The organism is Sphingomonas bacterium (assembly GCF_903643035.1).
In the GTDB taxonomy this organism is placed as follows: domain Bacteria; phylum Pseudomonadota; class Alphaproteobacteria; order Sphingomonadales; family Sphingomonadaceae; genus Sphingomonas.
Map to the genome: position 1 here is coordinate 1 of NZ_CAHJWW010000011.1, position 22,856 is coordinate 22,856.

Annotated in this window: 25 protein-coding genes; 8 read left to right on the plus strand and 17 right to left on the minus strand. The window is 68.6% G+C overall.

The genetic code is table 11. The features are described 5' to 3' along the window. The 5 genes from HUV01_RS01610 to HUV01_RS01630 form a co-directional block, all read left to right on the plus strand. Window positions 1–613, plus strand: a 613-nt coding sequence (locus tag HUV01_RS01610; RefSeq protein WP_174296577.1) for an SDR family NAD(P)-dependent oxidoreductase, incomplete at its 5' end; no start/stop codon positions are given. Next, window positions 610–1,368, plus strand: a complete 759-nt coding sequence (ppk2, locus tag HUV01_RS01615; RefSeq protein ID WP_174296578.1) for a polyphosphate kinase 2 — start codon at window positions 610–612, stop codon at window positions 1,366–1,368. The genes HUV01_RS01610 and ppk2, both read left to right, overlap by 4 nt. 95 nt (window positions 1,369–1,463) lie before the next feature. Beyond that, window positions 1,464–2,222 (plus strand): fatty acid desaturase, encoded by a 759-nt coding sequence (locus HUV01_RS01620; protein ID WP_174296579.1) that lies wholly within the window; start codon window positions 1,464–1,466, stop codon window positions 2,220–2,222. Beyond that, entirely contained in the window at window positions 2,219–2,740 is a 522-nt protein-coding gene (locus tag HUV01_RS01625; protein WP_174296580.1) for a sterol desaturase family protein, read from the plus strand. Before HUV01_RS01620 ends, HUV01_RS01625 begins: the two co-directional genes overlap by 4 nt. A 226-nt stretch (window positions 2,741–2,966) precedes the next feature. Continuing rightward, the gene (locus HUV01_RS01630; RefSeq protein WP_174296581.1) at window positions 2,967–3,395 is read left to right on the plus strand and encodes an SRPBCC domain-containing protein; all 429 of its coding nucleotides are present in this window, start codon (window positions 2,967–2,969) and stop codon (window positions 3,393–3,395) included. Window positions 3,396–3,574: 179 nt separating this feature from the next. On the opposite strand, the gene rutA is transcribed toward HUV01_RS01630, so the two are convergent. The 8 genes from rutA to lnt form a co-directional block, all read right to left on the minus strand. Further along, window positions 3,575–4,654 (minus strand): pyrimidine utilization protein A, encoded by a 1,080-nt coding sequence (gene rutA, locus HUV01_RS01635; RefSeq protein ID WP_174296582.1) that lies wholly within the window; start codon window positions 4,652–4,654, stop codon window positions 3,575–3,577. A gap of 19 nt (window positions 4,655–4,673) precedes the next feature. Continuing rightward, the gene (gene rutD, locus HUV01_RS01640) at window positions 4,674–5,462 is read right to left on the minus strand and encodes a pyrimidine utilization protein D (RefSeq protein WP_174296583.1); all 789 of its coding nucleotides are present in this window, start codon (window positions 5,460–5,462) and stop codon (window positions 4,674–4,676) included. Continuing rightward, window positions 5,462–5,845, minus strand: coding sequence for a Rid family hydrolase (locus tag HUV01_RS01645; RefSeq protein WP_174296584.1), 384 nt, complete (start codon window positions 5,843–5,845; stop codon window positions 5,462–5,464). Before HUV01_RS01645 ends, rutD begins: the two co-directional genes overlap by 1 nt. 3 nt (window positions 5,846–5,848) lie before the next feature. Continuing rightward, the gene (gene rutB / locus HUV01_RS01650; RefSeq protein WP_174296600.1) at window positions 5,849–6,538 is read right to left on the minus strand and encodes a pyrimidine utilization protein B; all 690 of its coding nucleotides are present in this window, start codon (window positions 6,536–6,538) and stop codon (window positions 5,849–5,851) included. A gap of 120 nt (window positions 6,539–6,658) precedes the next feature. Continuing rightward, entirely contained in the window at window positions 6,659–7,042 is a 384-nt protein-coding gene (locus tag HUV01_RS01655) for a hypothetical protein (protein ID WP_174296585.1), read from the minus strand. Window positions 7,043–7,151: 109 nt separating this feature from the next. Then, complete coding sequence (locus tag HUV01_RS01660; protein ID WP_174296586.1) at window positions 7,152–7,766, minus strand: TetR/AcrR family transcriptional regulator; 615 nt, start codon at window positions 7,764–7,766, stop codon at window positions 7,152–7,154. Window positions 7,767–7,820: 54 nt separating this feature from the next. Then, window positions 7,821–9,044 (minus strand): methionine adenosyltransferase, encoded by a 1,224-nt coding sequence (gene metK, locus HUV01_RS01665; RefSeq protein ID WP_174296587.1) that lies wholly within the window; start codon window positions 9,042–9,044, stop codon window positions 7,821–7,823. A 92-nt stretch (window positions 9,045–9,136) separates the two neighbouring features. Beyond that, the gene (gene lnt / locus HUV01_RS01670) at window positions 9,137–10,840 is read right to left on the minus strand and encodes an apolipoprotein N-acyltransferase (RefSeq protein WP_174296588.1); all 1,704 of its coding nucleotides are present in this window, start codon (window positions 10,838–10,840) and stop codon (window positions 9,137–9,139) included. A gap of 118 nt (window positions 10,841–10,958) precedes the next feature. On the opposite strand from lnt, the gene HUV01_RS01675 reads away from it, so the two are divergent. Continuing rightward, complete coding sequence (locus HUV01_RS01675) at window positions 10,959–11,405, plus strand: VOC family protein (RefSeq protein ID WP_174296589.1); 447 nt, start codon at window positions 10,959–10,961, stop codon at window positions 11,403–11,405. Next, window positions 11,402–11,704: a polyhydroxyalkanoic acid system family protein gene (locus tag HUV01_RS01680; protein ID WP_174296590.1), complete on the plus strand. Its 303-nt coding sequence runs from the start codon at window positions 11,402–11,404 to the stop codon at window positions 11,702–11,704. Before HUV01_RS01675 ends, HUV01_RS01680 begins: the two co-directional genes overlap by 4 nt. Before the next feature lie 87 nt (window positions 11,705–11,791). Here HUV01_RS01680 and HUV01_RS01685 read toward each other — a convergent pair whose 3' ends face one another. The 5 genes from HUV01_RS01685 to HUV01_RS01705 all read right to left on the minus strand — a co-directional run bounded on the left by HUV01_RS01685 (window position 11,792) and on the right by HUV01_RS01705 (window position 18,425). Next, window positions 11,792–13,141 (minus strand): PQQ-dependent sugar dehydrogenase, encoded by a 1,350-nt coding sequence (locus tag HUV01_RS01685; protein ID WP_174296591.1) that lies wholly within the window; start codon window positions 13,139–13,141, stop codon window positions 11,792–11,794. 272 nt (window positions 13,142–13,413) lie between these two features. Then, entirely contained in the window at window positions 13,414–15,636 is a 2,223-nt protein-coding gene (katG, locus tag HUV01_RS01690) for a catalase/peroxidase HPI (protein WP_174296592.1), read from the minus strand. Between the two features lie 128 nt (window positions 15,637–15,764). After that, complete coding sequence (locus HUV01_RS01695; RefSeq protein WP_174296593.1) at window positions 15,765–16,676, minus strand: hemolysin family protein; 912 nt, start codon at window positions 16,674–16,676, stop codon at window positions 15,765–15,767. Between the two features lie 9 nt (window positions 16,677–16,685). Next, entirely contained in the window at window positions 16,686–17,222 is a 537-nt protein-coding gene (gene ybeY, locus HUV01_RS01700) for an rRNA maturation RNase YbeY (protein WP_174296594.1), read from the minus strand. A 192-nt stretch (window positions 17,223–17,414) separates the two neighbouring features. Then, entirely contained in the window at window positions 17,415–18,425 is a 1,011-nt protein-coding gene (locus tag HUV01_RS01705) for a PhoH family protein (protein ID WP_174296595.1), read from the minus strand. Window positions 18,426–18,608: 183 nt separating this feature from the next. Here HUV01_RS01705 and HUV01_RS01710 point away from each other — a divergent pair, with 183 nt between their 5' ends. After that, window positions 18,609–19,640 carry a phosphatase PAP2 family protein gene (locus HUV01_RS01710; protein ID WP_174296596.1) on the plus strand — a complete coding sequence of 344 codons (1,032 nt, stop codon included), beginning with the start codon at window positions 18,609–18,611 and terminating at the stop codon, window positions 19,638–19,640. Here HUV01_RS01710 and miaB read toward each other — a convergent pair. From miaB to HUV01_RS01730, 4 genes are all read right to left on the minus strand, one after another. Then, the gene (miaB, locus tag HUV01_RS01715; protein ID WP_174296597.1) at window positions 19,526–20,863 is read right to left on the minus strand and encodes a tRNA (N6-isopentenyl adenosine(37)-C2)-methylthiotransferase MiaB; all 1,338 of its coding nucleotides are present in this window, start codon (window positions 20,861–20,863) and stop codon (window positions 19,526–19,528) included. The two genes, HUV01_RS01710 and miaB, sit on opposite strands and share 115 nt — an antisense overlap. Before the next feature lie 40 nt (window positions 20,864–20,903). Next, window positions 20,904–21,623: a lysophospholipid acyltransferase family protein gene (locus HUV01_RS01720; protein ID WP_254606299.1), complete on the minus strand. Its 720-nt coding sequence runs from the start codon at window positions 21,621–21,623 to the stop codon at window positions 20,904–20,906. A 71-nt stretch (window positions 21,624–21,694) separates the two neighbouring features. Continuing rightward, window positions 21,695–22,117, minus strand: a complete 423-nt coding sequence (locus HUV01_RS01725; RefSeq protein WP_174296599.1) for a Fur family transcriptional regulator — start codon at window positions 22,115–22,117, stop codon at window positions 21,695–21,697. A 96-nt stretch (window positions 22,118–22,213) separates the two neighbouring features. Then, window positions 22,214–22,696 (minus strand): GNAT family N-acetyltransferase, encoded by a 483-nt coding sequence (locus HUV01_RS01730; RefSeq protein WP_254606300.1) that lies wholly within the window; start codon window positions 22,694–22,696, stop codon window positions 22,214–22,216. Window positions 22,697–22,856 lie beyond the last annotated feature (160 nt).

The following is a 22,856-nucleotide window of genomic DNA, read 5'->3' on the forward strand; positions in this document are numbered from 1 at the left end:
CCGCGAGCTGGGCGGGGCGGTGACGACCCTGACGTTCGACGCGACCGACGCCGCCGCGCGCGACGCCGCGGTCGCTGCCCTCCCGCCGATCGACTGCCTGGTCAACAACGCCGGTCTCGCGCGCGGCACGTCGCCCGCGCAGGAGGCGGCGCTCGACGACTGGATGGCGATGATCGACACCAACATCGTCGCGCTGGTGGCGCTCACCCGGGCGCTGCTGCCCGGCATCATCGAGCGGCGCGGCGCGATCATCAACCTGTCGTCGGTCGCCGCGAGCTACCCCTATGCGGGCGGCAACGTGTATGGGGGCACCAAGGCGTTCGTGCGCCAGTTCAGCCTGGGGCTGCGCTCCGACCTCGCGGGTACGGGCGTGCGCGTCACCTCGATAGAGCCCGGCATGGTGGAGACGGAGTTCACCCTGGTACGCACCGGCGATCAGGCGAAGTCCGATGCGCTCTACAAGGGCGCGAACCCGATGACGGCGGAGGACATCGCCGGCACCCTGCTGTGGGTGGCGACCTTGCCTGCGCACCTCAACGTCAACGCGCTGGAACTGATGCCCGTCAGCCAGAGCTTCGCCGGCTTCGCCGTCGCGCGGGAAAGCCGGGCATGAACGAGGAGCATTACGAGAAGGAGCTGGCGAAGCTCCAGCTGGCGCTGGTCGAGACGCAGGTCGCGGCGGTCCGGTCCGGCGAGCGGACGGTGCTGGTGCTGGAGGGGCGCGACGGCGCGGGCAAGGACGGCACGATCGCGCGGATCGTCGAGCATCTGTCGGTCCGCGACACGCGCGTCGTGGCGCTGCCCAAGCCGTCGGACCGCGAGCGCACGCAATGGTTCCTCCAACGCTACGTCGCGCATCTGCCGGCTGCGGGCGAGCTCGTGATCTTCAACCGGTCGTGGTACAATCGCGCGGGCGTCGAGGTGGTGATGGGCTTCTCCACCCCCGCGCAGCAGGCCGAGTTCCTGCGCGACGCGCCCGATTTCGAGCGGATGCTGGTAGAAAGCGGCATCCGGCTGGTGAAGATCTGGCTCGACATCAGCAAGGACGAGCAGGCCGAGCGATTGCAGGCGCGGCGCGACGACCCGCTGAAGGCGCTCAAGATCTCCGACCTCGATGCCGTCGCGCAGGCGAAATGGGACAGCTACACCGCCGCGCGCGACACGATGCTGGCGCGTACCCACACGCCGCTCGCGCCATGGCATTGCGTGCGCGCGGACAGGAAGAAGCCCGCCCGCCTTGCGATCATCCGCCATCTGCTCCGCCATATCGCCCCTGCCGAGGTAGCGAACGGGGTGGGGGCGCCCGATCCGGACCTGCTGTTCGCGTTCGACATGGCGGCGACGGCGGACGGGCGGCTGTATCGGTGAGAACGACGCCGCCTTCCGCCCTCGCCTCCCTCTCGTCGCCGACGGCGCGCCGGATACCCCTTATTCCGGTCGCGCGCCGCCCCACATACCTCCCGATGATCGCCACGGCCGCCTTGCACAGCCGGACCCGCCAGGCCCTGATCGGGGGCGCGCTGGCGCTGGCCATCCTGTCCGCCTGGCTGGCGATCCACCTCTACGCGATGTTCTTCTATAGGATCGACGGAAGCGACTGGCCGCTGGTCCTGCCGATGGTGGCCCTGCAATGCTGGCTGTCGGTCGGCATGTTCATCGTGTCGCACGACGCGATGCACGGCTCGCTGATCCCCGGCCGTCCGCGCGTCAACGGCGCGGTCGGGGCGAGCCTGCTGTTCCTCTATGCCGGCTTTGGCTGGCGAGGGATGCGCAGCGCCCATTTCAGCCATCATCGCGCGCCCGGCGGCGACGAGGACCCGGATTTCGACGTCCGTCATCCCGACAGGTTCTGGGGCTGGTACGCCACGTTCCTGCGGCGATATTTCGGATGGGGATCGGCGGCGTTCGTGTGCAGCGTCGTGGCCGTCTACTGGCTGGGAGGCGTGCCGGTCGCCAACATCGTCCTGCTGTACGGCCTCCCTGCGATCGCCTCGTCGATGCAGCTGTTCTACTTCGGGACCTATCGCCCGCATCGTCACGCCGATCGCTTCGTGGACCGGCACCGCGCACGGAGCGAGCAGTTCGGCGGGCTAGCCAGTCTTTTGAGCTGCTTCCATTTCGGCTATCACCATGAACACCACCTCAGCCCGAACGTGCCGTGGTGGGCCTTGCCCGGCCAGCGACGGCTCGGGCGACCGACGACGGAGAGCGTGTCGCCGTGAACTGGATCGAGAAGATCGGGATCGTCCTGGCCGCGGTCGCGGCGATGGAGCTGTTCGCCTGGTGGGCGCACAAGTATGTGATGCATGGCTGGGGATGGGAATGGCATCGCGACCATCACGAGCCGCACGACCATGTTCTGGAGCGGAACGACCTGTTCGCGGTCGTCTTCGGCTCGGTCGTGGTCGCCCTGTTCGTCGTGGGCTATGCGTATTCGGCGCCGCTGTGGTGGTCGGCCCTTGGCATTACGGTGTACGGGCTGATCTACACCGTCATCCACGACGGCATCGTCCACCAGCGGTGGTTCCGGTGGGTCCCCACACGCGGCTACGCCAAGCGGCTGGTCCAGGCGCACAAGCTTCACCACGCGGCGGTCGGCAAGGACGGCGGCGTATCGTTTGGGTTCCTCTGGGCGGGGAACCCCACCCGGCTGAAGGCGAACCTCAGGCGCCAGCATGCGTCCGGCCTGACGAGGCTGCGCGGCGCGAACGTGACGGCCACCGCGGATGATCGCGGTTAGAGCGGTTTCCGATCAGCTTGCATCATTGGCCCCGAGGTGATTTTGGTTCGATGCAAGTCCGGTGGCGAGCTTTGCCGACGGGCGTCGACGACGGTTCAGCAAACCTGTCCCGCAATCCTACCCGTTCACAAATGCCTTTAAGCGGTTATGGATCGACGCTCCCAAGAGGTGTGCCAGAGCGCGGGGAAGTGATGAGGGCGGCGCACTGAAATCCGGCGGAGGTACGATGAAACCTGTCCTGACTTCGATCGAAATCGCGGCTCCTCCAGAACGAGTTTGGCGAATACTCACGGACTTTTCGGCGTACCCCGAGTGGAACCCGTTCGTTCAATCGATCTCTGGAACAGTCAAGCCGGGCGAGAAGCTGAGCGTCAGCATCCGGCCTCCGGGCGGCAGGACAATGGCGTTTAAACCTACTGTTCTGGTCGCAAGGAACAATCAGGAGCTTCGCTGGCGTGGACGACTGATACTGCCCGGACTGTTCGACGGTGAGCATTTCTTCCAGCTCTCTCCTGCGAAAGACGGAACGTTACTCAAGCACGGCGAAAACTTCAGCGGTCTTATCGTGCGAATGATGGGCTCGTCGACATTCGAGCAGACAGGACGTGGGTTCGCGGCAATGAACGAGGCATTGAAGAAACGCGCTGAGGCCTGATCGCGCGCGTTGGCGCTGCAACCGGCTACGTTCCCGTTTCCCGATCCCGATCGGGACAGCCGGCGCGGCTCGCGCCGTTTCGAGCGTCTTGCTGACACTGGCTTGGACCATCCGCTGACATCGACTGCGAGATCCGACACGAAGGGCGACGACGATGGTGCAACGTGGTTGGAAACCCTCTAGCCGGACGAGCCCGCCACGCCGGCCCGGCTGGCCATCAGCGGCTGGATGCGCGTTCCGAACGCCTCGACGCCTTCCTCGAAGTCGTCGAAGGTCAGCAGCACGCCGCCGGTGCCCGGCACCGCCGCCATCTCGTCGAGCATCCGGGCCACCGCCGCGTAGCTGCCGACCAGCGTGCCCATGTTGATGTTGACGGCCCCTTCGGGCGCCGCGAGCTGGCGGACGTTGGTGTCCTTGTTGACCGTGTCCTTCGCACCCTGGGCGCCCAGCCAGGCGACCGCATCGAGGTCGACGCCGTCGTTGTAGTGCTTCCACCTCGCCATCGCCGCCTCGTCGGTCTCGTCGGCGATCACCATCACCAGCACGAATACCGCCACGGTCCGCCCCGTCCTCGCCGTCGCCGCCGCCAGCCGCTCGTTGTTGGAGGCAAAGGCGGTGGGCGTGTTGACGCCCTTGCCCAGGCAGAAGGCATAGTCCGCCCATCGGGCGGAGAAGGCCAGCCCCTCGTCCGACGATCCCGCGCAGATGATCTTCATGTCGCCCTGGGGCTGTGGCCGTACGCGGCAGTCGTCCATCCGGTAATAGCGGCCTTCAAAATCCGAGACGCCGGTGTCCCACAGCTCGCGCAGGACGCGGGCGTATTCGTCGAGCATCCGGTAGCGGTCGCGAAAATGCTCGTCGCCCGGCCACATGCCCATCTGGGTGTATTCGGGCGGCTGCCATCCGGTGATAAGGTTCAGTCCGAACCTGCCGCCGCTGATCGAGTCGATCGTGTTGCCCATGCGCGCGGCGAAGGCGGGCGGCACGAGCAACGTCGGGCAGGTGGCATAGATGCCGATCCGCTCCGTCACCGCCGCGAGCCCCGCCATCAGCGTGAAGCTTTCCAGGCCATATTCCCAGAACTCGGTCTCGCCGCCGAAGCCGCGCAGCTTTATCATCGACAGCAGGAAGTCCAGCCCGTGCCGCTCGGCGGCGAGCGCGATCCGCTTGTTCAGCGCGAAACTCGGCTTGTACTGGGGCGCGTTCCTCGAGATCAGCCAGCCATTGTTGTTGATGGGCATGAAAACGCCGACCTGCATGGGGGTGCCTATCGCTGGTTCAGCCGTCGAGCCAGTCGAGCAGCCACAGGTTGAAGTGCCCGGCGCGCGTGACGTTGCAGGCATGGCCGCCATGCGCCATCCGCGCGAGCTGCACGTCGCCGCCCGCCGCCGCCTTCAGCCGCTCCGAGCAGGCGCAGGGGACCAGCGCATCGTCGTCGCTCGCCACCAGCAATGTCGCCACCGACAACGCGCGCAGGCGATCAGCGACGTCGAAGCGGCGCGCGGCGGCGATGCGGCGCTCGATCATGTCGGGCGTGGGCATGGTGGCGAGCTGCGCCTCCACCTCCGCCTCCATCGCGTCGTCGTGCTCGGAGATCCATTGCGGCGGATAGAGGAAGATCGGCTGAGCGCGCAGATAGGCGCGTGGTCCGGCGCTGCGCAACAGCGTCAGCCGCGTGTCGAAACACCGCGCCGTATAGGGGTCGAGCGTCGCCCATCCGTTCACGACCACCAGCCGCTCGACCCGGTCGGGATGCGCGAGCGCCAGCGCCAGACCCGCCATGCCGCCGATGGCATGGCCGATGACGGTCGCACGCTCGATGCCGGTCGCGTCCATCAGCGCGGCGATGTCGTCGCCCATCGTCTCGATCGTCAGCACGCCCGCGACATCCCGCGACGAACGGCCGGTGCCGCGATGGTCGTAGCCGATCACGTCGTGCCGCTCGGCCAGGGCGGCGACATTGGGCTGCCAATAGCTCGCGGAGCCGCCCAGCCCCGGCGACAGGATCAGCGGCGTCCCGTTCCGCGGTCCCCGACGCTCGTAATATAATCCCGCCGCCTCGCCCATCAGGGGAGGTGCGCCACGGACGCGATCTCGATCAGGCAGTCGGGCTTCACCAAATCGGCGACGATGCAGTAGCGGGCTGGCTTGGCGCCGGGGAAATACTCGGCGTACACCTCGTTGAACGCGGCGTAATCGCCCAGGTATTTCAGGAAGACGTGGTTCATCGCGACATCCTCCAGCGTCGCGCCGGCGGCGGCGAGCGTGGTCCTGATCGTCTCCAGTACGTGTCTGGTCTGCAACCGCACGTTGCCGGGGTTCAGGACCGCGCCGCCTTCGCCCAGCGCCAGCACGCCCGAGACATAGACGGTGCCTCCCGCCTTCGCTCCGGCCGAATAGGGTGCAATCGGGGTCGGGAAGCCGGGCGGGTTGATCGCTTCGAACGGCATCGGTCAGTCCTCCCGCGCTGCGGGCTGACGGCCGACAGCGGCGCAGAAGTTCGCGACGGTGGAGACCCAGCCGAAGAACGTCTCGACATTGTAGATGGTCGCCGCCTGAAGGAAGTCGGGACCCAGGTGATGGGTCGCATCCTCCAGCATCACGCCGAAATATTCGAGGTGGAACCCGTCGCGCAGCGTCGACTCGACGCACACGTTGCTGGCGATGCCGACGAACACCAGCGTCCGGATGCCGCGCGCGCGCAGGATCGAGTCTAGCTGCGAGTTGAAGAAGGCGGAATAGCGCGTCTTCCCGACGCGGATGTCGCCCGGTCTGGGTGCCAGCGCATCGACCAGTTCGTGATCCCAGCCGCCGCGCGCCAGCAACCGCCCGGCAAGGTCGGGCCGCGCGCGCATCGTCTTCAGCGCGTTCGACTTGTGCCAATTGGGCGAGGCGGGGGTGCCCGCCTCGATATAGTCCGCGTCCCAGCCGTTCTGGAGGAACACCACCGGCATCCCCGCCGCGCGCGCGGCATCCACCACGCGCGCGACCCGGCCGACGACGCCGTCCGCGCCGGCGATGTCGAACCCGGCGAGGTCGACGTAGCCGCCATCGCTGGCATAGGCGTTCTGCATGTCGACGACGACGACGGCGGTGTCGGCGGGCGAAAGCCGGATCGGCTCCGGCCGGGCGGACAGGACCATCGTGTCGGCGGCGCCGGACGTGCGGTGATCCACAATGCCAGTCGGTAGCCGGTCGGTGGTGACGACGCTCATCGCGACATTGTTCCGCAGCGCAGCATCATGCGCAAGCCCCATCGTTCGTCACGCGTGACGCGGCGGGTCCCGGCGTCGGGCGGCGGCAATGCCGTCGACCAGCAACTCGTATTGCTCGGCCGAATAGCCCGCAGCGCGAAACGCGCTCACCTCGTGCGGGGGAACGGTATAGCCGCGCCGCCACGTCAGCACGGCCATCCGGCGCAACGCCTCCAGCGCCGGATCGGCGAGGCGCGGGTTATGACCGCCGAACACGCCACCTAGCGCGCGGGCGAGCCGACCGGGCCGGCGCAACGACGACAGGCGGTCGCTCCATGCGATCGCGACGACGGACCATTCGAGCGCCGTCAGCCGCGCGGGTGCCTCGACCGCGATCGATGGCCGCCGGGCGACATCGCCGCCGCCAAGCTCGGAAAAGGCGACATATCCCATGTGGACACTCCCAACCGACGAAGGTCGATCCTTCGATACCGATCGGTATGGAAGCTCGATCCCCGCCGGTCAAGAAACTTCTGTACCGAACGATACAGGAATACGGAGATCAGCGTCCGGGCCAGATCGCCAGGCCGGTATCGATCAGTTGCGCCAGTTCCTCCCGGCTTGCGCCCGCGCCTGCTTGCACCGCCATCCCCTGCAGGATCGCGATCAGGAAGCGCGCGAGTCCGGCGGGATCGGCCTTGGCGGGCAGGTCGCCCTCGTCCCGCGCTCGCTCCATCCGCGCGACCAGTGCGGCATGTGACGAAGCGCGGCGCGCGATCACCTCGGCGCGCACACCCTCGGCCTCGCTGCCGCACGCCATCGATCCGATCACGCCCAGGCAGCCGTGCGGCTCGCAACTGCTCGTCTGGCTGTCGAGCGCGCCGTGCAACAGCCGCTCCGCGACCTCGCGCGACGTAGGCGCGGCGAGGGCGAGTGCTATGTAGCTAAGCTTCTCGCGCTCGTAGAGGTCGAGCGCGCTGCGAAACAACGCCTCCTTGTTGCCGAACGCGGCGTAGAGGCTCGGCCGACCGATCCCCATCGCCTCGGTCAGGTCCGTCAGGCTCGCGCCTTCATACCCCTTGCTCCAGAACACCCGCAGCGCGGAAGCGAGCGCGGTTTCCGGGCAGAACTCGCGCGGGCGACCCTTCACGGGTACGGTGCAGGCGACGGCTTCCATGTCAGGGGATATAAGACGGCCGGGGCGCGGCGTCCACCGCGCCCCGGCGCATCGTCAGCCCGCGACCGCGGCCTTCAGCCTGTCGACCAGATCGGTCTTTTCCCAGGTGAACGCCTCGCCCTCCGGCTCGCGACCGAAATGGCCATAGGCGGCGGTCTTCTTGTAGATCGGCGCGTTGAGCTTCAGATGCTCGCGGATACCCTTGGGCGTCAGCCGGACGAGCTTGGGCAGCACGTCCTCCAGCGCCGCCTCCTCGACGGTGCCGGTGCCGTGCAGGTCGACGTAGACGCTCAGCGGCTCGGCGACGCCAATCGCGTAGGACAGCTGGATCGTGCACCGCCGCGCGAGCCCCGCCGCCACCACGTTCTTGGCAAGGTAGCGCGCGACGTACGCCGCCGAGCGGTCGACCTTGGTCGGGTCCTTGCCGCTGAACGCGCCGCCGCCGTGGGGGGCCGCGCCCCCATAGGTGTCGACGATGATCTTGCGCCCGGTCAGCCCCGCGTCGCCGTCCGGCCCGCCGATCTCGAACTGGCCGGTGGGGTTGATGTAGATCTTGGTCTCGTCGGTGATGTAGCCGTCGGGCAGGATGTCGTGGAACGCGGCCATCACGTGATCGCGCAGGATCGCGTACTTCGCCGGGTCGGCGTTCTCGCCCTTCTCGCAATAGCCCGGCGCGTGCTGGGTCGAGACGACGAGCGCGGTGGCGCGGACGGGCAGCTCGTTCTCGTACTGGAGCGTCACCTGGCTCTTGGCGTCGGGCTCCAGGAACGGCGCGGCGCCGGAATGCCGGTCGTCGGCGAGCCGCTCCAGGATCTTGTGGCTGTAATAGAGGGTGGCGGGCATCAGCCCAGGCGTCTCGTCGGTGGCATAGCCGAACATGATGCCCTGGTCGCCCGCGCCCTCGTCCTTGTTGCCGCTCTCGTCCACGCCCATCGCGATATCGGCGGACTGGGGGTGGAGGTTGTTCGAGAAGTCGAACGTCTTCCAGTGGAAGCCCGCCTGTTCGTAGCCGATCCGCTTGACCGTCGCGCGCACCGCCTGCTCGATCTCGTCCTGAACGCCCGGCGCCCAGTGGCCTTCGGTGTCCATGATTCCCGCGCCGCGGATCTCGCCGGCGATGACGACCTTGTTGGTGGTGGTGAGCGTCTCGCAGGCGATGCGCGCCTGCGGGTCCTTGGCGAGGAACAGGTCGACGATCGCGTCGCTGATCTGGTCGGCGACCTTGTCGGGATGGCCTTCGGAGACCGATTCTGAGGTGAAGATGAAGCTGGAACGCATGGGGATCCCTTCTGGTGAGGGGAAAGCGCGGCCGTTTCCATGCCGTACCCCAAGGCTCCCGGACGGGAGCGGTTCAGGATATAAAGCTTTCCTTATATCGGTTCGTAGCGACGCCGCCGGCGGATGGCAACCGCCAGGGCCAGCAGCAACAGGACCACGAGTCCCGCCATGGCATTGCCCGTCCGCGAGAAGGGCGTGGGCGCGAGCGGCGACGGCAGCGGCACCTCGATCGCGCCCGCCCGCCCGGCGGGGATGGCGGCGATCACTCGGCCGTCGGCGGCGATCACGGCCGAGATGCCGGTGGGTGTCGCGCGCAGGACCGGCAGCCCTTCCTCGATTGCGCGCATCCGGGCCTGCGCCAAATGCTGCGGCGGCCCCCAGCGGCCGAACCAGGCATCGTTGGACGGGTTGAAGATGAAGCGGGGACGGTGGCTCTCGTCGACCACCTGCCCGGAAAACACGATCTCGTAGCAGAGCTGCATCCCCGCCCGCCCGAACCCGGCCAGCGCGAGCGTCTCCGGACCGGGACCGGGCACGAAGTCGATGTCGCCCGGCACCAGCCGCGACAGGCCGATCGCCGACAGCAGCGCGCGCATCGGCAGATACTCGCCATAGGGTACGAGGTGCGCCTTGTCGTAGCGGCCCGCGATCCGCCCGCCAGGGGCAAAGGCGAGGATCGCGTTGCTGGCGCCCGTCGGATGATCGCGGCGCGGGTCGCCCGGCGGGGGAAAGGACAGTGTTGCGCCGCCCGCCAGCAACAGGTCGCGCGGCCCCAGCAGCCGTGCGAGCCGCGCGCGGATCAGCCGCGGCGAGCGGTATTCCTCCGCGCCGTCCGCGCCGGCGCCCACATAATATTGCCAGGGATAGCCGTCCTCGACGAAGTCGCGCATCACGCCCTCGGGCCAGAGCAGCAGGCGCGGTGCCGGGCCGGGCCGGCCGGACAGCCGCGCGAGGGCGCGGAGCATGGGCTCGGCATCGAACTCGCCGCGCTGGTCCTGGCCGACGTTCGGCTGGACGATGCGGACGCGCGGGCCGCCGCCGGTATCGATGGGCGACGGCATGGGGACGGGCGACGGCATGGGGACGGGCGACGGCATGGCGGCAGGCGATGGCGCGGCATAGCTGACCCGCTGCATCCCGCCGAGCGCGAGCAGCACTGCCGCCCCGGTCGCCATGCCCCATCGACCGCGCCGGACCAGCAGCAGCATCGCGCCCGACAGCACCACCGTGACGCCCGACAACGCATAGGTCCCGATCCACGCCGCCGCCCGCGCGACCGGCTCGACCGGCACCCAGACCACGCCCAGCGGGTCCCAGGCATAGCCGGTGAACACCGTCGCGCGCAGCCATTCGGTGACGATCCACGCGGCGCCGGCGACGAGCGCATAGGCCGCGCCCGGCCGCGTCACCCGGTCGCCGGCGGAGCGCGGGCTCGCCAGCCGCCATGCGAGCCCGGCGGCAAGCATCGGGTACGCCGCGAGGTAGATCGCGAGGAGCGGTGGCGCGAGATAGCCCAGCCAGGTCGGCATCGACTGCTGGAAGTCGAACGCGTGGCCGATCCAGTTGTCGTTGACGGTGAAATGTCCGAGCCCGAACAGCCACCCCCGTCGGAGCGCCACCGTCAGCCGGGGCGCGTCATGGACCAGCACCAGCCATGCGGCCACCGCCGCCAGCGTCAGCGGCCACAGCCCCAGCGGCGCGAAGCCGAGCGCGGCGAGCGCACCCAGGATGATGCAGGCGAGCGCGGGAGCGCCGCGCCGCGACGCGCGGGAGACAGGGTGCGCCGGGGGTGACATGACCGCCCCATGCCATGTCCGGCGCCGACACGACAGGGGAGGGGAGAGCCCTGGTTCCGAACGTCGCGCATCGAATGGGGCTCGCCGCGCCCGGCGACAGCGATTACACGGTCGAACCATGACGCTGCGACCCTTTCACCTCGCCTTTCCCGTCCACGACCTTGCCGCCGCGCGGGCGTTCTACGCCGGGACGCTGGGCTGCGCGGAGGGTCGATCGAGCGATGCGTGGATCGACTTCGACCTGTTCGGCCACCAGATCGTCGCGCATCTCGACCCTGCGGCGGTCCCGGTCGCCGTGGCGAACGAGGTCGACGGGCATGACGTGCCCGTGCCGCATTTCGGCGTCGTCCTCGCGCCCGCCGACTGGGACGCGCTGGCCGACCGGGTCGCGGCGGCTGGCGTGGCGTTCGGGATCGCGCCGCACACGCGCTTCAAGGGTCTGGCAGGCGAGCAGTCGACGATGTTCTTCCGCGATCCGTCGGGCAACGCGCTGGAGTTCAAGGCGTTCGCCGACGATTCCATGATCTTCGCGACCGACCTGACGCGCGTGGAGCAACTCGCATGAGCACCCCCATCGCGCTCGACATCCCTCATTCGCTGGGCAAACAGGGCGTGCGCGACCGGCTGGACGCGAGGATCGGCAAGGTTGCCGACGCGGTGCCCGGCGGGGCGCTGGTCAGCCGGTCGTGGGACGGCGACACGCTGAACTTCTCGATCAAGGCGATGGGACAGACGGTGGCCAGCACGATCACCGTGTACGACGCGCACGTCCATGCCGTCGTGGACCTGCCGATGTTCCTGCTGCCGTTCGCGGGAATGGTGAAGGGCGCGATCGAGCAGGGAGCGCCCAAGCTGCTGAAATAAGACGGCGATGTCCAGGGGGAGTGGGGGGTTGCCGGACCTGTCCGGTCATGCCTTTCGATAGGCCAAGGCGAGCGGATCGGTCGCGCCCTATCTCGCCGACAGCCGCGCCGCCGCGCTCACGCGCCACACGCGGTCGCCGACATCGTCCGCTACCAGCAACGCTCCGCTGCGATCGGTGATGACGCCCACGGGTCGCCCCTGCGCGCGGCCGTCCGCATCGAGGAAGCCGGTCAGCACATCGACCGGCTTGACGCTGCTGGCGGGGAAGCCGACGCCCGCGAAGGGCACGTACACGACCTTGTAACCCGACACGGGCTTCCTGTTCCACGATCCGTGTTCCCCCACGAACGCGCCGTTCGCATAGGCGCCGCCCAGCTTCGCGTCGCCCGCGAAGGCCAGCCCCAGCGCGGCGACGTGCGGACCCATCGCGAAATCCGGCCGCTTGGCATATTGCTGCAGCGCCGGGTTGCGATCCGCCTCGGGGATGCGCGGGTCGGGATAGCCACCCCAATAATACCAGGGCCAGCCGAAATGGTCACCGAACTCCACCTGCGTCAGATAGTCGGGCGCAAGATCGGAACCGAGCATGTCGCGCTCGTTCACCACCGTCCACAGATTGCCCGAATGCGGCTCGAACGCCATGCCGTTGGGGTTGCGCAGGCCAGCGGCATAGATCCGGAACGTCTTCGCGTCGGGAAAGACCTGCAGGATGTTCGCGCGATAGCGTTCGGCGTCCATCCCGTTCTCGGCTATGTTCGTGGACGATCCGACGGTCACGAACAGCGTCCTGCCATCCGGCGCCGCCAGCAGGTTGCGCGCCCAGTGATTGCCGCCACCGGCCAGCTTCACGACGAGCTCGGGCCTGGTTTCGACATGCGTCTCGCCGGCGGCATAGGGCACGCGCACGACCGCGTCGGTATCGCCGATATAGAGCCACTTGCCGATCAGGGCCATGCCACAGGGCGAATGGAGGCCGGTCAGGAACGTCGTCCGCGTCTCCGCCACGCCATCGCCGTTCGCGTCGCGCAACAGCGTGATGCGGTCCGCGGACGGGCTGCCCGCCCCGCCGCGGTCCATCAGCCAGCGCATGACGAGCCCGGCGATCCCGCCGCCGTCGCGCCGGGGCGAGTTGCTCTCCGCCGCCAGCACATCGCCGTTGGGCAGCCGGTACAGCCAGCGTGGATGGTCGAGCCCAGTCGCGAAGGCGGCGACCGTCAGTCCGGGGGCGGCGACGGGCTTCGCGCTCCCCTGCCAACCGATCGCCCTGGCGACGCCGACGGTGGGGATGGTCTGCTCGCGCGGGGCCGTGATGCGAGGGTGCCCGCCCTCGACCGCAGCGATCGGCAGCCGTGCGGTATCGGGCCAGCCGAGATAGGCGACCACCGCCGCGACCGCGACAACGAACAGGACGGCTACGATCGTGATGTGGCGGCGCATGGCGATGGAAATAGGGGAGGCGAGGGGCGCTGCCAATGCCGGTCATCGGATCGGCCGCGGCGATCCGCCACGAACCGATCCATTCCGGAGAGGCGCCCGCGCACGATGCGATCCGAACGCCGCCAGCGCGCTCCGGCTCTAAGCGAAACGCCGCGCGATGCGTGACGAAGCCGCCTTGGCTCCTGTCGGTCCAGAAGCCGGGAGCTCGGAACGTCACACGAAAAAGGCCGTCGGCATCGCTGCCGACGGCCCCGTTCAGCCAAGGTGGCCGATCAGCCCTGCATCAGGTCGTAGCGGTCAGCCATCATCACCTTCGTCCACACGCCGATGAAGTCGCGCACGAACTTGTCGCCCGCATCGGCGCAGGCATAGACCTCCGCGATCGCACGAAGCTGGGAGTTGTGGCCGAACACCAGATCGGTGCGCGACGCGGTCCACCGCTGCTCATGCGTATCGCGGTCAGTGCCGACATACTCCTGATCGCTGTCGTCGCTGATCTGCTTCCACGCCGTCTGCATGTCGAGCAGGTTGACGAAGAAGTCGTTGGTCAGCTGACCGGGACGATCGGTGAACACGCCATGCTTCGACCCCTGCGCATTGGTGCCCAGGACGCGCAGCCCGCCGACCAGTACCGCCATCTCCCATCCGCTGAGGTCCAGCAACTGCGCACGGTCGATCAGCAGCTCCTCGGTCGGCACGCTGAACGTCACCGACAGATAGTTGCGAAAGCCGTCCGCCTTCGGCTCCAGAACGTCGAAGCTCGCCACGTCGGTCTGCTCCAGCAGCGCGTCGGTGCGGCCCGGAGTGAACGGCACCGCGTCGGCGAAGCCCGCGGCACGCGCCGCCTGCTCGACGCCCAACGTGCCGCCCAGGACGATCAGGTCGGCGATCGACACCTTCTTGCCGCCGTCGCCCTTGCCGTCGAAATCGGCCTTGATCCGGTCGTACACGACCAGCACGCGGGCAAGCTGCTCCGGATCGTTGACCTCCCAGTCCTTCTGCGGCGCGAAGCGGATGCGCGCACCATTGGCGCCGCCGCGATGGTCGGACTTGCGCCACGTCGAGGCCGAGGCCCAAGCGATGGCGACCAGCTCGGATATCTCCAGGCCGGAGTTGGCGACCATGCGCTTCAGGTCGACAATGTCGCTCGCCTCGACGGGGGCGTAATCCGCCGCGGGGATCGGGTCCTGCCAGATCAGCTCCTCCGTGGGGGCTTCCGGTCCGAGCAGGCGGACCTTGGGACCCATGTCGCGGTGGCACAGCTTGAACCACGCGCGCGCCCAGGCATCGGCGAAATACTCGGGGTCCGCCCGGAACTTCTGGCAGATCGCGTTATAGGCGGGATCGACCTTCAACGCCATGTCGGCCGTCGTCATCATCGTCGGCACCATCTTGCCCGGCGTGTGCGCCGCGGGGGCGAGCGTCTCGACGGGATCGCCGACCGGATGCCACTGGTGCGCGCCCGCCGGGCTCTTGGTCAGTTCGTACTCATGGTCGAACAGATTGTCAAAATAGGTCATATCCCACTGGATGGGAGTCGGCGTCCACGCGCCCTCGATGCCCGAGGTGATGGTATGGTCGCCCATCCCGCTCTCGTGCGACGAGTGCCAGCCCAGACCCTGGCTGGCGATGTCGGAGCCCTCCGGCTCCTTGCCGACCAGGCTGGGATCGCCGGCGCCATGACCCTTGCCGAACGTGTGGCCACCGGCGGTAAGCGCCACGGTCTCCTCGTCGTTCATCCCCATGCGGGCGAAGGTCTCGCGCATGTCGCGCGCCGAGCCCTGCGGCATCGGGCAGCCGCCCGGACCTTCGGGATTGACGTAGATCAGCCCGTGCTGGATCGCCGCGAGCGGCTCTTCCAGCATCGTGCCGGCTTCCTCGTCGATGCGGGTCTGGCCTAGGAACTCTTCCTCCGAGCCCCAGTAGATGTCCTGCTCGGGCTCAAACACATCGGGACGACCGCCGCCGAAACCGAACGTCGGGCCGCCCATCGACTCGATGGCGACATTGCCGGCGAGGATGAACAGGTCCGCCCAGCTGAGGTTCGCGCCATATTTCTGCTTGACCGGCCACAGCAGGCGGCGGGCCTTATCGAGGTTGCCGTTGTCCGGCCAGGAGTTGAGCGGCGCGAACCGCTGCTGACCCGCGCCCGAGCCGCCGCGACCGTCGCCGGTACGATAAGTGCCGGCCGAATGCCACGCCATGCGGATGAAGAACGGGCCGTAGTGACCATAGTCGGCGGGCCACCATGACTTGCTGTCGGTCATCAGCGCGGTCAGGTCCGCCTTGACCGCCGCATAGTCGAGTTCCTTGAACGCCTTAGCATAGTTGAACTCGGCGCCCATCGGGCTGGGCGACGTGCCGCCCTGGTGCAGGATGCCGAGCGAGAGCTGCTCGGGCCAGAAATCGCGGCTCGTCTGACCGAGCAGCTTGCGCAACGCGGCCGGCTGCTTGCGGGGATCGTTGATCGGGCTGCCCTGCGTGATGGCGTCCATTGGATCTGTCTCCTGAATGGTAAATCGTTGGCGCCGCCATAGGCCCGATCGCGGGATGGAGGAAATCATTTGATCCGGTCGGTTTGAACGAGACAGTCGATCAATGCCTCGACCCGTTTCGGCCTCCGTCAGGCGTCGGTGTCGGCCGTCGCCAGCGGCGGATGCAGCCGCAGTCGCTCGACGCGCCGGGGATCGGCCTCGACCACCTCCAGCCGCCAGCCACTCGGATGGGTCAGGCACTCGCCCGCCTCCGGCACGCGCCGCGCCAGCACGCCCGCGAGCCCGGCCAGCGTGTCGATGTCGTCGTCGGTCTCCGCCAGGCGAGGATCGACGAGCCGCGCCACCTCCACCAGTTCGGCGCGCCCATCCGCCGCCCAGCCGCCGCCGTCGATCGGCACCAGCAGCGCATGCGGGGCATCGTCGTGCTCGTCCTCGATGGAGCCGGTGATCTCCTCGATCAGGTCCTCGATCGTCACCAGACCCTCGGTACCGCCATATTCGTCGAGCACGATCGCCAAGTGGACGCGACTCGACCGCATGTCGGCGAGCAGGTCGAGCGCGCCGCGCGCCACCGGCACGTACAGCGGCTCACGGATCAGCGACGACCAGTCGGCTGGACGTTCGCCATGGGCAAGCAGGACGAAGACGTCCTTGACGTGGACCATGCCGACCACATGGTCGAGGCTGCCGCGATAGACGGGCAGGCGGCTGTGCCCGGCGTCCGCAAACTTCGCGACCAGCTCGTCGAGGCTGGTATGTTCCTCCACCGCGACGATGTCCGCGCGCGGGACGCCTACGTCGTTCGCGTCGCGTTCCCCGAAATGGAGCAGGTTGCGCACCATCTGGCGTTCGAGCGGCGACAGATCCCCGGCCGCATCGGGCGCGGGGTCGTCCTCATGCCGGTCGATCACGTCCTCAAGCTGGCCGCGCAGCGTGTCGTCGGCGGGCGTGCCGAAGATCAATCCCTTCAATCCGCGCCAGATGCCGCTTTCGTCGTGCTGGCCGGTGCTACTTCGGTCTTCCTTGGCGTTGGGGGGCATGACGGACGTTCATTCCTCTCGTACCGAATAGGGATCGGCGATGCCGAGCGCGGCGAGCGCGGCGCGCTCGATCGCCTCCATATCCTCCGCCGCCGGATCGTCGGTGTGGTCGTAACCTAGCAGGTGGAGCGTGCCGTGCACGATCAAATGAGTCGCATGGCTGGCGACGGGAATGCGGCGCTCGGCGGCCTCCGCGACGCATGTGCCATGGGCCAGCACGATGTCGCCGAGGAGAAGCTCGCCCCCCGTGGTGCTTGCGCCACCGGCATCGGCGTCGCCGGTCGCATCCATCGTGTCGAGCAGGTCGGGCTGCACCATCGGGAAGGAGAGGACGTTCGTGGCCTTGTCCTTGCCGCGAAAGCGATGGTTGAGGGTGCGGACCTCGTCGTCCGTGGTCAGCCGCACGCTGATCTCGACGACGGCGGGCGTGGTCAGCATCGCCCCATGCGGCGTCCGCTCGATCGCGGCGGTGGCGGCGTTCAGGGCAAGGACGTCCCAGCCCGCGTCCGGCCAGGGTTGCTCGCAGGAGACTTCGACCTGGATCATCGGTCGGCCAGGATCGGTCTGCACAAGATCGTCACTCCCGCATGGTGGTCGAGCATCACTGTCTTCCGCACAAGCACCTGCAAATCAACCGTCCATGCCGAGACGGGATCGATGACACCCTCTCCCATCCCGGCGCCCGGCGGGCGTGGACGGGATTCGGCCCCGTCTCCGCCTTCCGCCGTTTCCCGATCGTCAACCGGGCCCTTCGTAAGCCTCCACGATCCGCCCGACGATCGGGTGCCGCACAACGTCGCCGACGGTGAACCGGGTGACGGCGATGCCCTCCACCCCCTCCAGCCGACTGACCGCATCGGCAAGCCCGCTGGCGGGGATGCCGCCGGGCAGGTCCACCTGCTTGGGGTCACCGCACACCACCATGCGGCTGTTCTGGCCGAAGCGGGTGAGGAACATCTTCATCTGCGCCTGTGTGGTGTTCTGCGCCTCGTCCAGGATCACGAACGCGTCGGCGAGCGTGCGACCGCGCATGAACGCGATCGGCGCCACCTCGATCTCTCCGCTTGCGATCCGCCGCTCCACCTGCTCGGCGGGCAGGCAGTCGTACAGCGCGTCGTAGAGCGGGCGCAGATAGGGGTCGACCTTCTCCTTCATGTCGCCGGGCAGGAAGCCCAGCCGCTCGCCCGCCTCCACCGCCGGGCGCGACAGGATCAGGCGCTGGACGCTGCCGGTGATGAGCTGAGCCACCGCCTGCGCCACCGCGACATAGGTCTTGCCGGTGCCCGCCGGTCCCAGCGCGAAGATCATGTCGTTGCTCGTCAGCTGGCGCATGTAGTGCGCCTGCGCGGGTGTCCTCGGCACGATCGTCTTCTTGCGCGTGCGGATCATGACGGAGGGCGCGCGCTCGCCCCCATGCCGATCGAGGTCGGCGCGCACGATCCCGTCGAGCACCGGCTCCGCCGCCATCGCGATCGACGCGTCGACCAACCCCGCGTCGACCGCCTCGCCTCGTGCGACGCGGCCGTACAGGTCATTCAGAACGTCGCGCGCCATCGCCACCCTCTCCGCCGCCCCCTCCAGCCCCACGCGGTTGCCGCGCGCGGTGATATAGACACCCAGCCGGTTTTCCAGCGCGACGAGGTTCTGATCATACTGACCGAACAGCTGCGCGAGGAGCTGCGGCCGGTCAAACACCACCTCCGCCCGCGAACGATCACCGGACTGGGCGGGGACTGGCTTGCGACTCATGCGGTTCCTTCACGATATCAATCCAAGGTGAGGCGTACTCGCGCGTTTCGCAAGCCGGACCAGGTCGCTTGGCCACGCCGGGCGACACTATCTTAATCATGTCATTCTAGCTCAAACCGGTGACGTCGCCATATTCGAAGCATCTACTACCGCTATGGCTGGGATCGCTGATCGCTGATCGCCGTGGCGGTGGCGAGCCTCGCCCTGCGATACAGCGACGTCGCATCGCCGATCGGCCTCTTTGAAGTTCGACTGATGCTGTTTGAAGCGGCGACGCTGATGCTGTACCTGCGGCAGCGGCGCTTCGGCTCGCCCGTGCTGCTCACGCTGCTACAGACCGCCGCCGGCATCAACGTCTTGGCCGCTATCGGCGCAGCGGGTGCCATCGCGAGCTATGTCGCCGCCCGCCACAGCGCCGGTTGGGCGGATGAGGCGCTGGTTGGCTTCGACCGGGCACTCGGCTTCGACTGGCGACAGGCTTATTGGTGGGAAATCGACCATCCCGCGATCACCTTCATCCTGCGGCGCGCCTATGGGAGCATCGGCCAGACGCCCGTCGCGGTAATTTTCGCGCTGGCTGTGACTCGGCGCTTTGACCATCTCGCAAGATTCTTAATCGCCTTCGCCGTCACGCTCGCGCTGACAGTCGCGATCTTCCGGTTCGTTCCGGCACAGTCGGCCCTCGTTCATCTGATCGGAACGACGCCGCCCTACCGGCCCTGTACGGACGTGACGCAGGCCGCGACCATTGCTGCGTTGCGCACTGGGAAGCTTTCGATCGTTTCGCTTGGCGACATGACCGGTATCATCGGCTTTCCCAGCTTCCACACGGCAGCAGCCTTACTCTACATCTACGGCGCCTGGCCTGTGACATCGATCCGTCGTCCGGTGCTGATCGTCAATCTGACGATGCTGGCAGCCACGCCGGTGGAAGGTGCCCATTACCTGACGGACGTGCTTGGCGGCATCGCGGTGACGGCAGCGGCGCTGGCTGTCGTCGCCTCTGTTCCCCGGGGTCGGGGTGCTTGCGCGCGCGTTGCCGGTCTGTTCGTCATCCGGCAGTGGCGAGGGCGGCCACGCCTGCCCGTCGCGGCAGGCCGTCAGGCTGCTCGCCGGACCCGCTCGATCCCCGCCATCGACACCGGCCCCGCGCTGACCAGGTCCACCTCGACCAGGTCGCTCACGCTCGCGTCCGTCATCAGGTGGACCGACTGAAGCCAGGGCGACTTGCCGAGCATCTGGCCGGGCAGCTTGCCGGGCCGCTCCACCAGCACCGCGCACCGCCGCCCGACGCTCGCGCGGTTGAAGGCGATCTGGTCGCGGCCGAGCGCGGCCTGCAGGCGCTGGAGGCGGTCGTCCATCGCCTCGGGCGCGACCTGCCCGGCCAGGTCGGCGGCGGGGGTGCCGGGACGCGGGCTGTATTTGAAGCTGAACGCCTGCGCATAGCCGACCGTGTCGACCAAGCTCAGAGTTTCGGCGAACTCGGCCTCGCTCTCGCCGGGAAAGCCGACGATGAAGTCGCCCGACAGCGCGATGTCGGGTCGCGCCGCGCGGACGCGGTCGATCAGGCGCAGGTAGCCGTCGCGCGTGTGATGGCGGTTCATCGCCCGCAGCACCCGGTCGCTGCCCGCCTGCACCGGCAGGTGGAGGAACGGCATCAGCCCCTCGACGTCGCGATGCGCGTCGATGAGGTCCTGCGCCATGTCATTGGGGTGACTGGTCGTATAGCGGATGCGCGCGAGCCCCGGCAGCCGATCGAGCGCGCGGATCAATCCGCCCAGTCCCCGCGTCCGTCCCGCCTCGTCCTCGCCCGCCCAGGCGTTGACGTTCTGGCCCAGCAGCGTGATCTCGCGCGCGCCGGCGTCGACCAGCGCGCGCGCCTCGTCGACGATCGCCGTCCACGGCCGGCTGATCTCCGCGCCGCGCGTGTAGGGGACGACGCAATAGGTGCAGAACTTGTCGCACCCCTCCTGCACCGTCAGGAACGCGGAGGGTCCCGCACGGCGGCGGGCGGGGAGCGCGCCGAACTTGGCGAGCGCGGGCAGCTCGGTATCGAGCGCCGGACGCCCGGCGACGGCATCGGCGACCAGCGCGGGCAGGCGATGGTAGCTCTGCGGGCCGACGACCACGTCGACCTTCGCCCGCGCGACGATCTCCGCCCCCTCGGCCTGCGCGACGCAGCCGGCGACCGCGATCATCGGCGTGTCGCGTCCGGCGGCCCTGGCGACCTTCCTCAGCCGGCCGATGTCGGAATAGACCTTCTCCGTCGCCTTCTCGCGGATGTGGCAGGTGTTGAGCACGATCAGGTCCGCATCATCGGCGGTGCCCGCGGCGGACATCCCCTGCGCGGCCATCAGCTCTGCCATGCGCTCGCCGTCGTACACGTTCATCTGGCAGCCGAAGGACTTGACGTGGAAGGTCTTGGGAGCGGACTTCATCCGCCGGGCCGTAGCAGAGCGGGCGCAGCGGGGGGAGGGGTCAGTCCTCCATCCGCCGCCGTGCTTCCGCCGCGATGCCCTTGCGACCGCCGGCGGCGGCGGGATCGAACGGATCGAGCAGGCGCAGCGTCGCGACGAAGCTGCCGCGCCGGCGCAGGACTCGCCTCGCATGGCTGGTTCCGCCCTCGGCCCCCGTCCAGGCGAGCTCGCGGGTCGCCGCGCCGTAGTCGAGCCGGATCGGCTGGACCAGCACATCCTGGGGCGGCGGATCGAGCGCGGCGAACATGCCGGCCTTGAACGGCAGCAGCGATACGCCGTCGCCGGTGGTGCCCTCGGGAAAGACCGTCACCGCGCGCCCGGTGGCGAGCGCCGCGCGGAGCCGCCCGACCTGCTCGCTGATCCGCATCCGGTCGGCGCGGTCGACGAAGATCGTGTCGTTCAGCCTGCACAGCCAGCCGACCAGCGGCGTGCGCGCCAGCTCCGCCTTGGCGACGAAGGCGCTGCCCGTCGCGCCCGCGATCAGCATGATGTCGATCCAGCTGAGGTGATTGGACACGAACACCACATCGCGGGGAAGCGGCGTGCCGACGATCCGGGCGCGGGCGCCGACGATCCGCGCGACCGCGCCCAGGAACCGTCGCGGCCAGGGAGACCGCAGGCCGACGACCAGCCAGCCGTAGTGGAGCGGCACGCATATGAGCAACAGCGCAAGCAGGGCGCCCAGCCTGGCGACCATGCGCCCGCGCGCGACGAGCGACACCGGCTCTTCCGGCGAGGACGCCGTCGCAGGCGGATCCGCACGATGGGCAGGTGGCATCGAGCCGTCCGGTCTCAGTCCTTGCGGCTCAGGCTGACGCCGTAGAGTTCCATGCGATGGTCGACCAGGCGAAAGCCCAGCCGCTCGGCGATCGACTTCTGGAGCAGTTCCAGCTCGGGATCGACGAACTCGATCACCCGGCCCGTCTCGACATCGATCAGGTGGTCGTGATGCGCCTCGGGCGCCGGCTCGTAACGCGCGCGGCCGTCGCCGAAATCGTGACGGTCGAGGATACCCGCCTCCTCGAACAGCCGCACGGTCCGATAGACGGTAGCGATCGAGATGCCGCGGTCGATTGCCGATGCGCGTTCATATACCTTCTCGACGTCCGGATGGTCCTCCGCCTCGGACAGCACGCGGGCGATCACGCGGCGCTGCTCGGTGATCCGCAGCCCCTTCTCGTTGCACAACGCTTCCAGATCGATCTTGCGGGCCATTCGTCTCGCTGCTTTTGACCGAAGCGATCTACCGAGCCGGCGCGGTTCGGGAAAGCGAAACCGACTCGCAACAAGAAGGTCCGTGTCGGCGCCCGTTCAGTCGACGATCACGGCACGGCGATACGTGTGGGCGTCGAAGGTCCGCCCGTCGCGCCCGCGGTAATAGTCGCGCCGCTCTCCCACCTTTCCGAACCCGGCGCCGCGATAGAGCTTCACCGCCTCGTTGTTCGCGCGCACCTCGAGGTGGAGCGTCGCGAGGTCGCGCGCGCGGCAGCCCTCCAGCGTGGCGCGCAGCAGCGCGCCGCCGACCCCGCGCCGCCGCGCCGCCGGGTCGGTCCCCAGCAGCAGCAGCTCTCCCTCGTCCAAGACCGAGCGGGCGAGCGCGAAACCCGCGGGCTTTCCGTCGAGCTCGGCGAGCGTCAGCCATACTCCGGCCAGCCCCAGCACGCCCAGGCACTGGTTGCGGGTCCATGCCTCGCCCCAGCGCGGATCGAAGGCGGCGGCCATCAGCCGGTCCAGCACCGCGATGTCGCCGGCGGAACCGGTCCGCAGATCGATGATCGCCAGCCGGCCGCTCACCGCCCCGATGCCGGGCCAGGCGCCTGCGGCCTGGCGTCGGGCGCGCGTCCGTAGAGCGGGCGGGGGGGCAGCGCACGCAACGCGGGCGGCAGGAGCAGCGCGTGCGCCGCATCGGGAAGCTCTCCGCGCGGGGCTGTGCGCGGGTCCTCGCCCAGCCAGC

Coding starts and splice junctions, on each gene's coding strand:
- HUV01_RS01660 (WP_174296586.1), bottom strand. CDS start 7,766: ATGGAAGCCGTCGCCTGCACCGTACCCGTGAAGGGTCGCCCGCGCGAG.
- ppk2 (WP_174296578.1), top strand. CDS start 610: ATGAACGAGGAGCATTACGAGAAGGAGCTGGCGAAGCTCCAGCTGGCG.
- metK (WP_174296587.1), bottom strand. CDS start 9,044: ATGCGTTCCAGCTTCATCTTCACCTCAGAATCGGTCTCCGAAGGCCAT.
- HUV01_RS01685 (WP_174296591.1), bottom strand. CDS start 13,141: ATGCGCCGCCACATCACGATCGTAGCCGTCCTGTTCGTTGTCGCGGTC.
- rutB (WP_174296600.1), bottom strand. CDS start 6,538: ATGGTCCTGTCCGCCCGGCCGGAGCCGATCCGGCTTTCGCCCGCCGAC.
- HUV01_RS01620 (WP_174296579.1), top strand. CDS start 1,464: ATGATCGCCACGGCCGCCTTGCACAGCCGGACCCGCCAGGCCCTGATC.
- HUV01_RS01705 (WP_174296595.1), bottom strand. CDS start 18,425: ATGAGTCGCAAGCCAGTCCCCGCCCAGTCCGGTGATCGTTCGCGGGCG.
- HUV01_RS01680 (WP_174296590.1), top strand. CDS start 11,402: ATGAGCACCCCCATCGCGCTCGACATCCCTCATTCGCTGGGCAAACAG.
- miaB (WP_174296597.1), bottom strand. CDS start 20,863: ATGAAGTCCGCTCCCAAGACCTTCCACGTCAAGTCCTTCGGCTGCCAG.
- katG (WP_174296592.1), bottom strand. CDS start 15,636: ATGGACGCCATCACGCAGGGCAGCCCGATCAACGATCCCCGCAAGCAG.
- HUV01_RS01725 (WP_174296599.1), bottom strand. CDS start 22,117: ATGGCCCGCAAGATCGATCTGGAAGCGTTGTGCAACGAGAAGGGGCTG.
- HUV01_RS01675 (WP_174296589.1), top strand. CDS start 10,959: ATGACGCTGCGACCCTTTCACCTCGCCTTTCCCGTCCACGACCTTGCC.
- ybeY (WP_174296594.1), bottom strand. CDS start 17,222: ATGATCCAGGTCGAAGTCTCCTGCGAGCAACCCTGGCCGGACGCGGGC.
- HUV01_RS01630 (WP_174296581.1), top strand. CDS start 2,967: ATGAAACCTGTCCTGACTTCGATCGAAATCGCGGCTCCTCCAGAACGA.
- lnt (WP_174296588.1), bottom strand. CDS start 10,840: ATGTCACCCCCGGCGCACCCTGTCTCCCGCGCGTCGCGGCGCGGCGCT.
- HUV01_RS01655 (WP_174296585.1), bottom strand. CDS start 7,042: ATGGGATATGTCGCCTTTTCCGAGCTTGGCGGCGGCGATGTCGCCCGG.
- rutA (WP_174296582.1), bottom strand. CDS start 4,654: ATGCAGGTCGGCGTTTTCATGCCCATCAACAACAATGGCTGGCTGATC.
- HUV01_RS01645 (WP_174296584.1), bottom strand. CDS start 5,845: ATGCCGTTCGAAGCGATCAACCCGCCCGGCTTCCCGACCCCGATTGCA.
- HUV01_RS01695 (WP_174296593.1), bottom strand. CDS start 16,676: ATGCCCCCCAACGCCAAGGAAGACCGAAGTAGCACCGGCCAGCACGAC.
- rutD (WP_174296583.1), bottom strand. CDS start 5,462: ATGGGCGAGGCGGCGGGATTATATTACGAGCGTCGGGGACCGCGGAAC.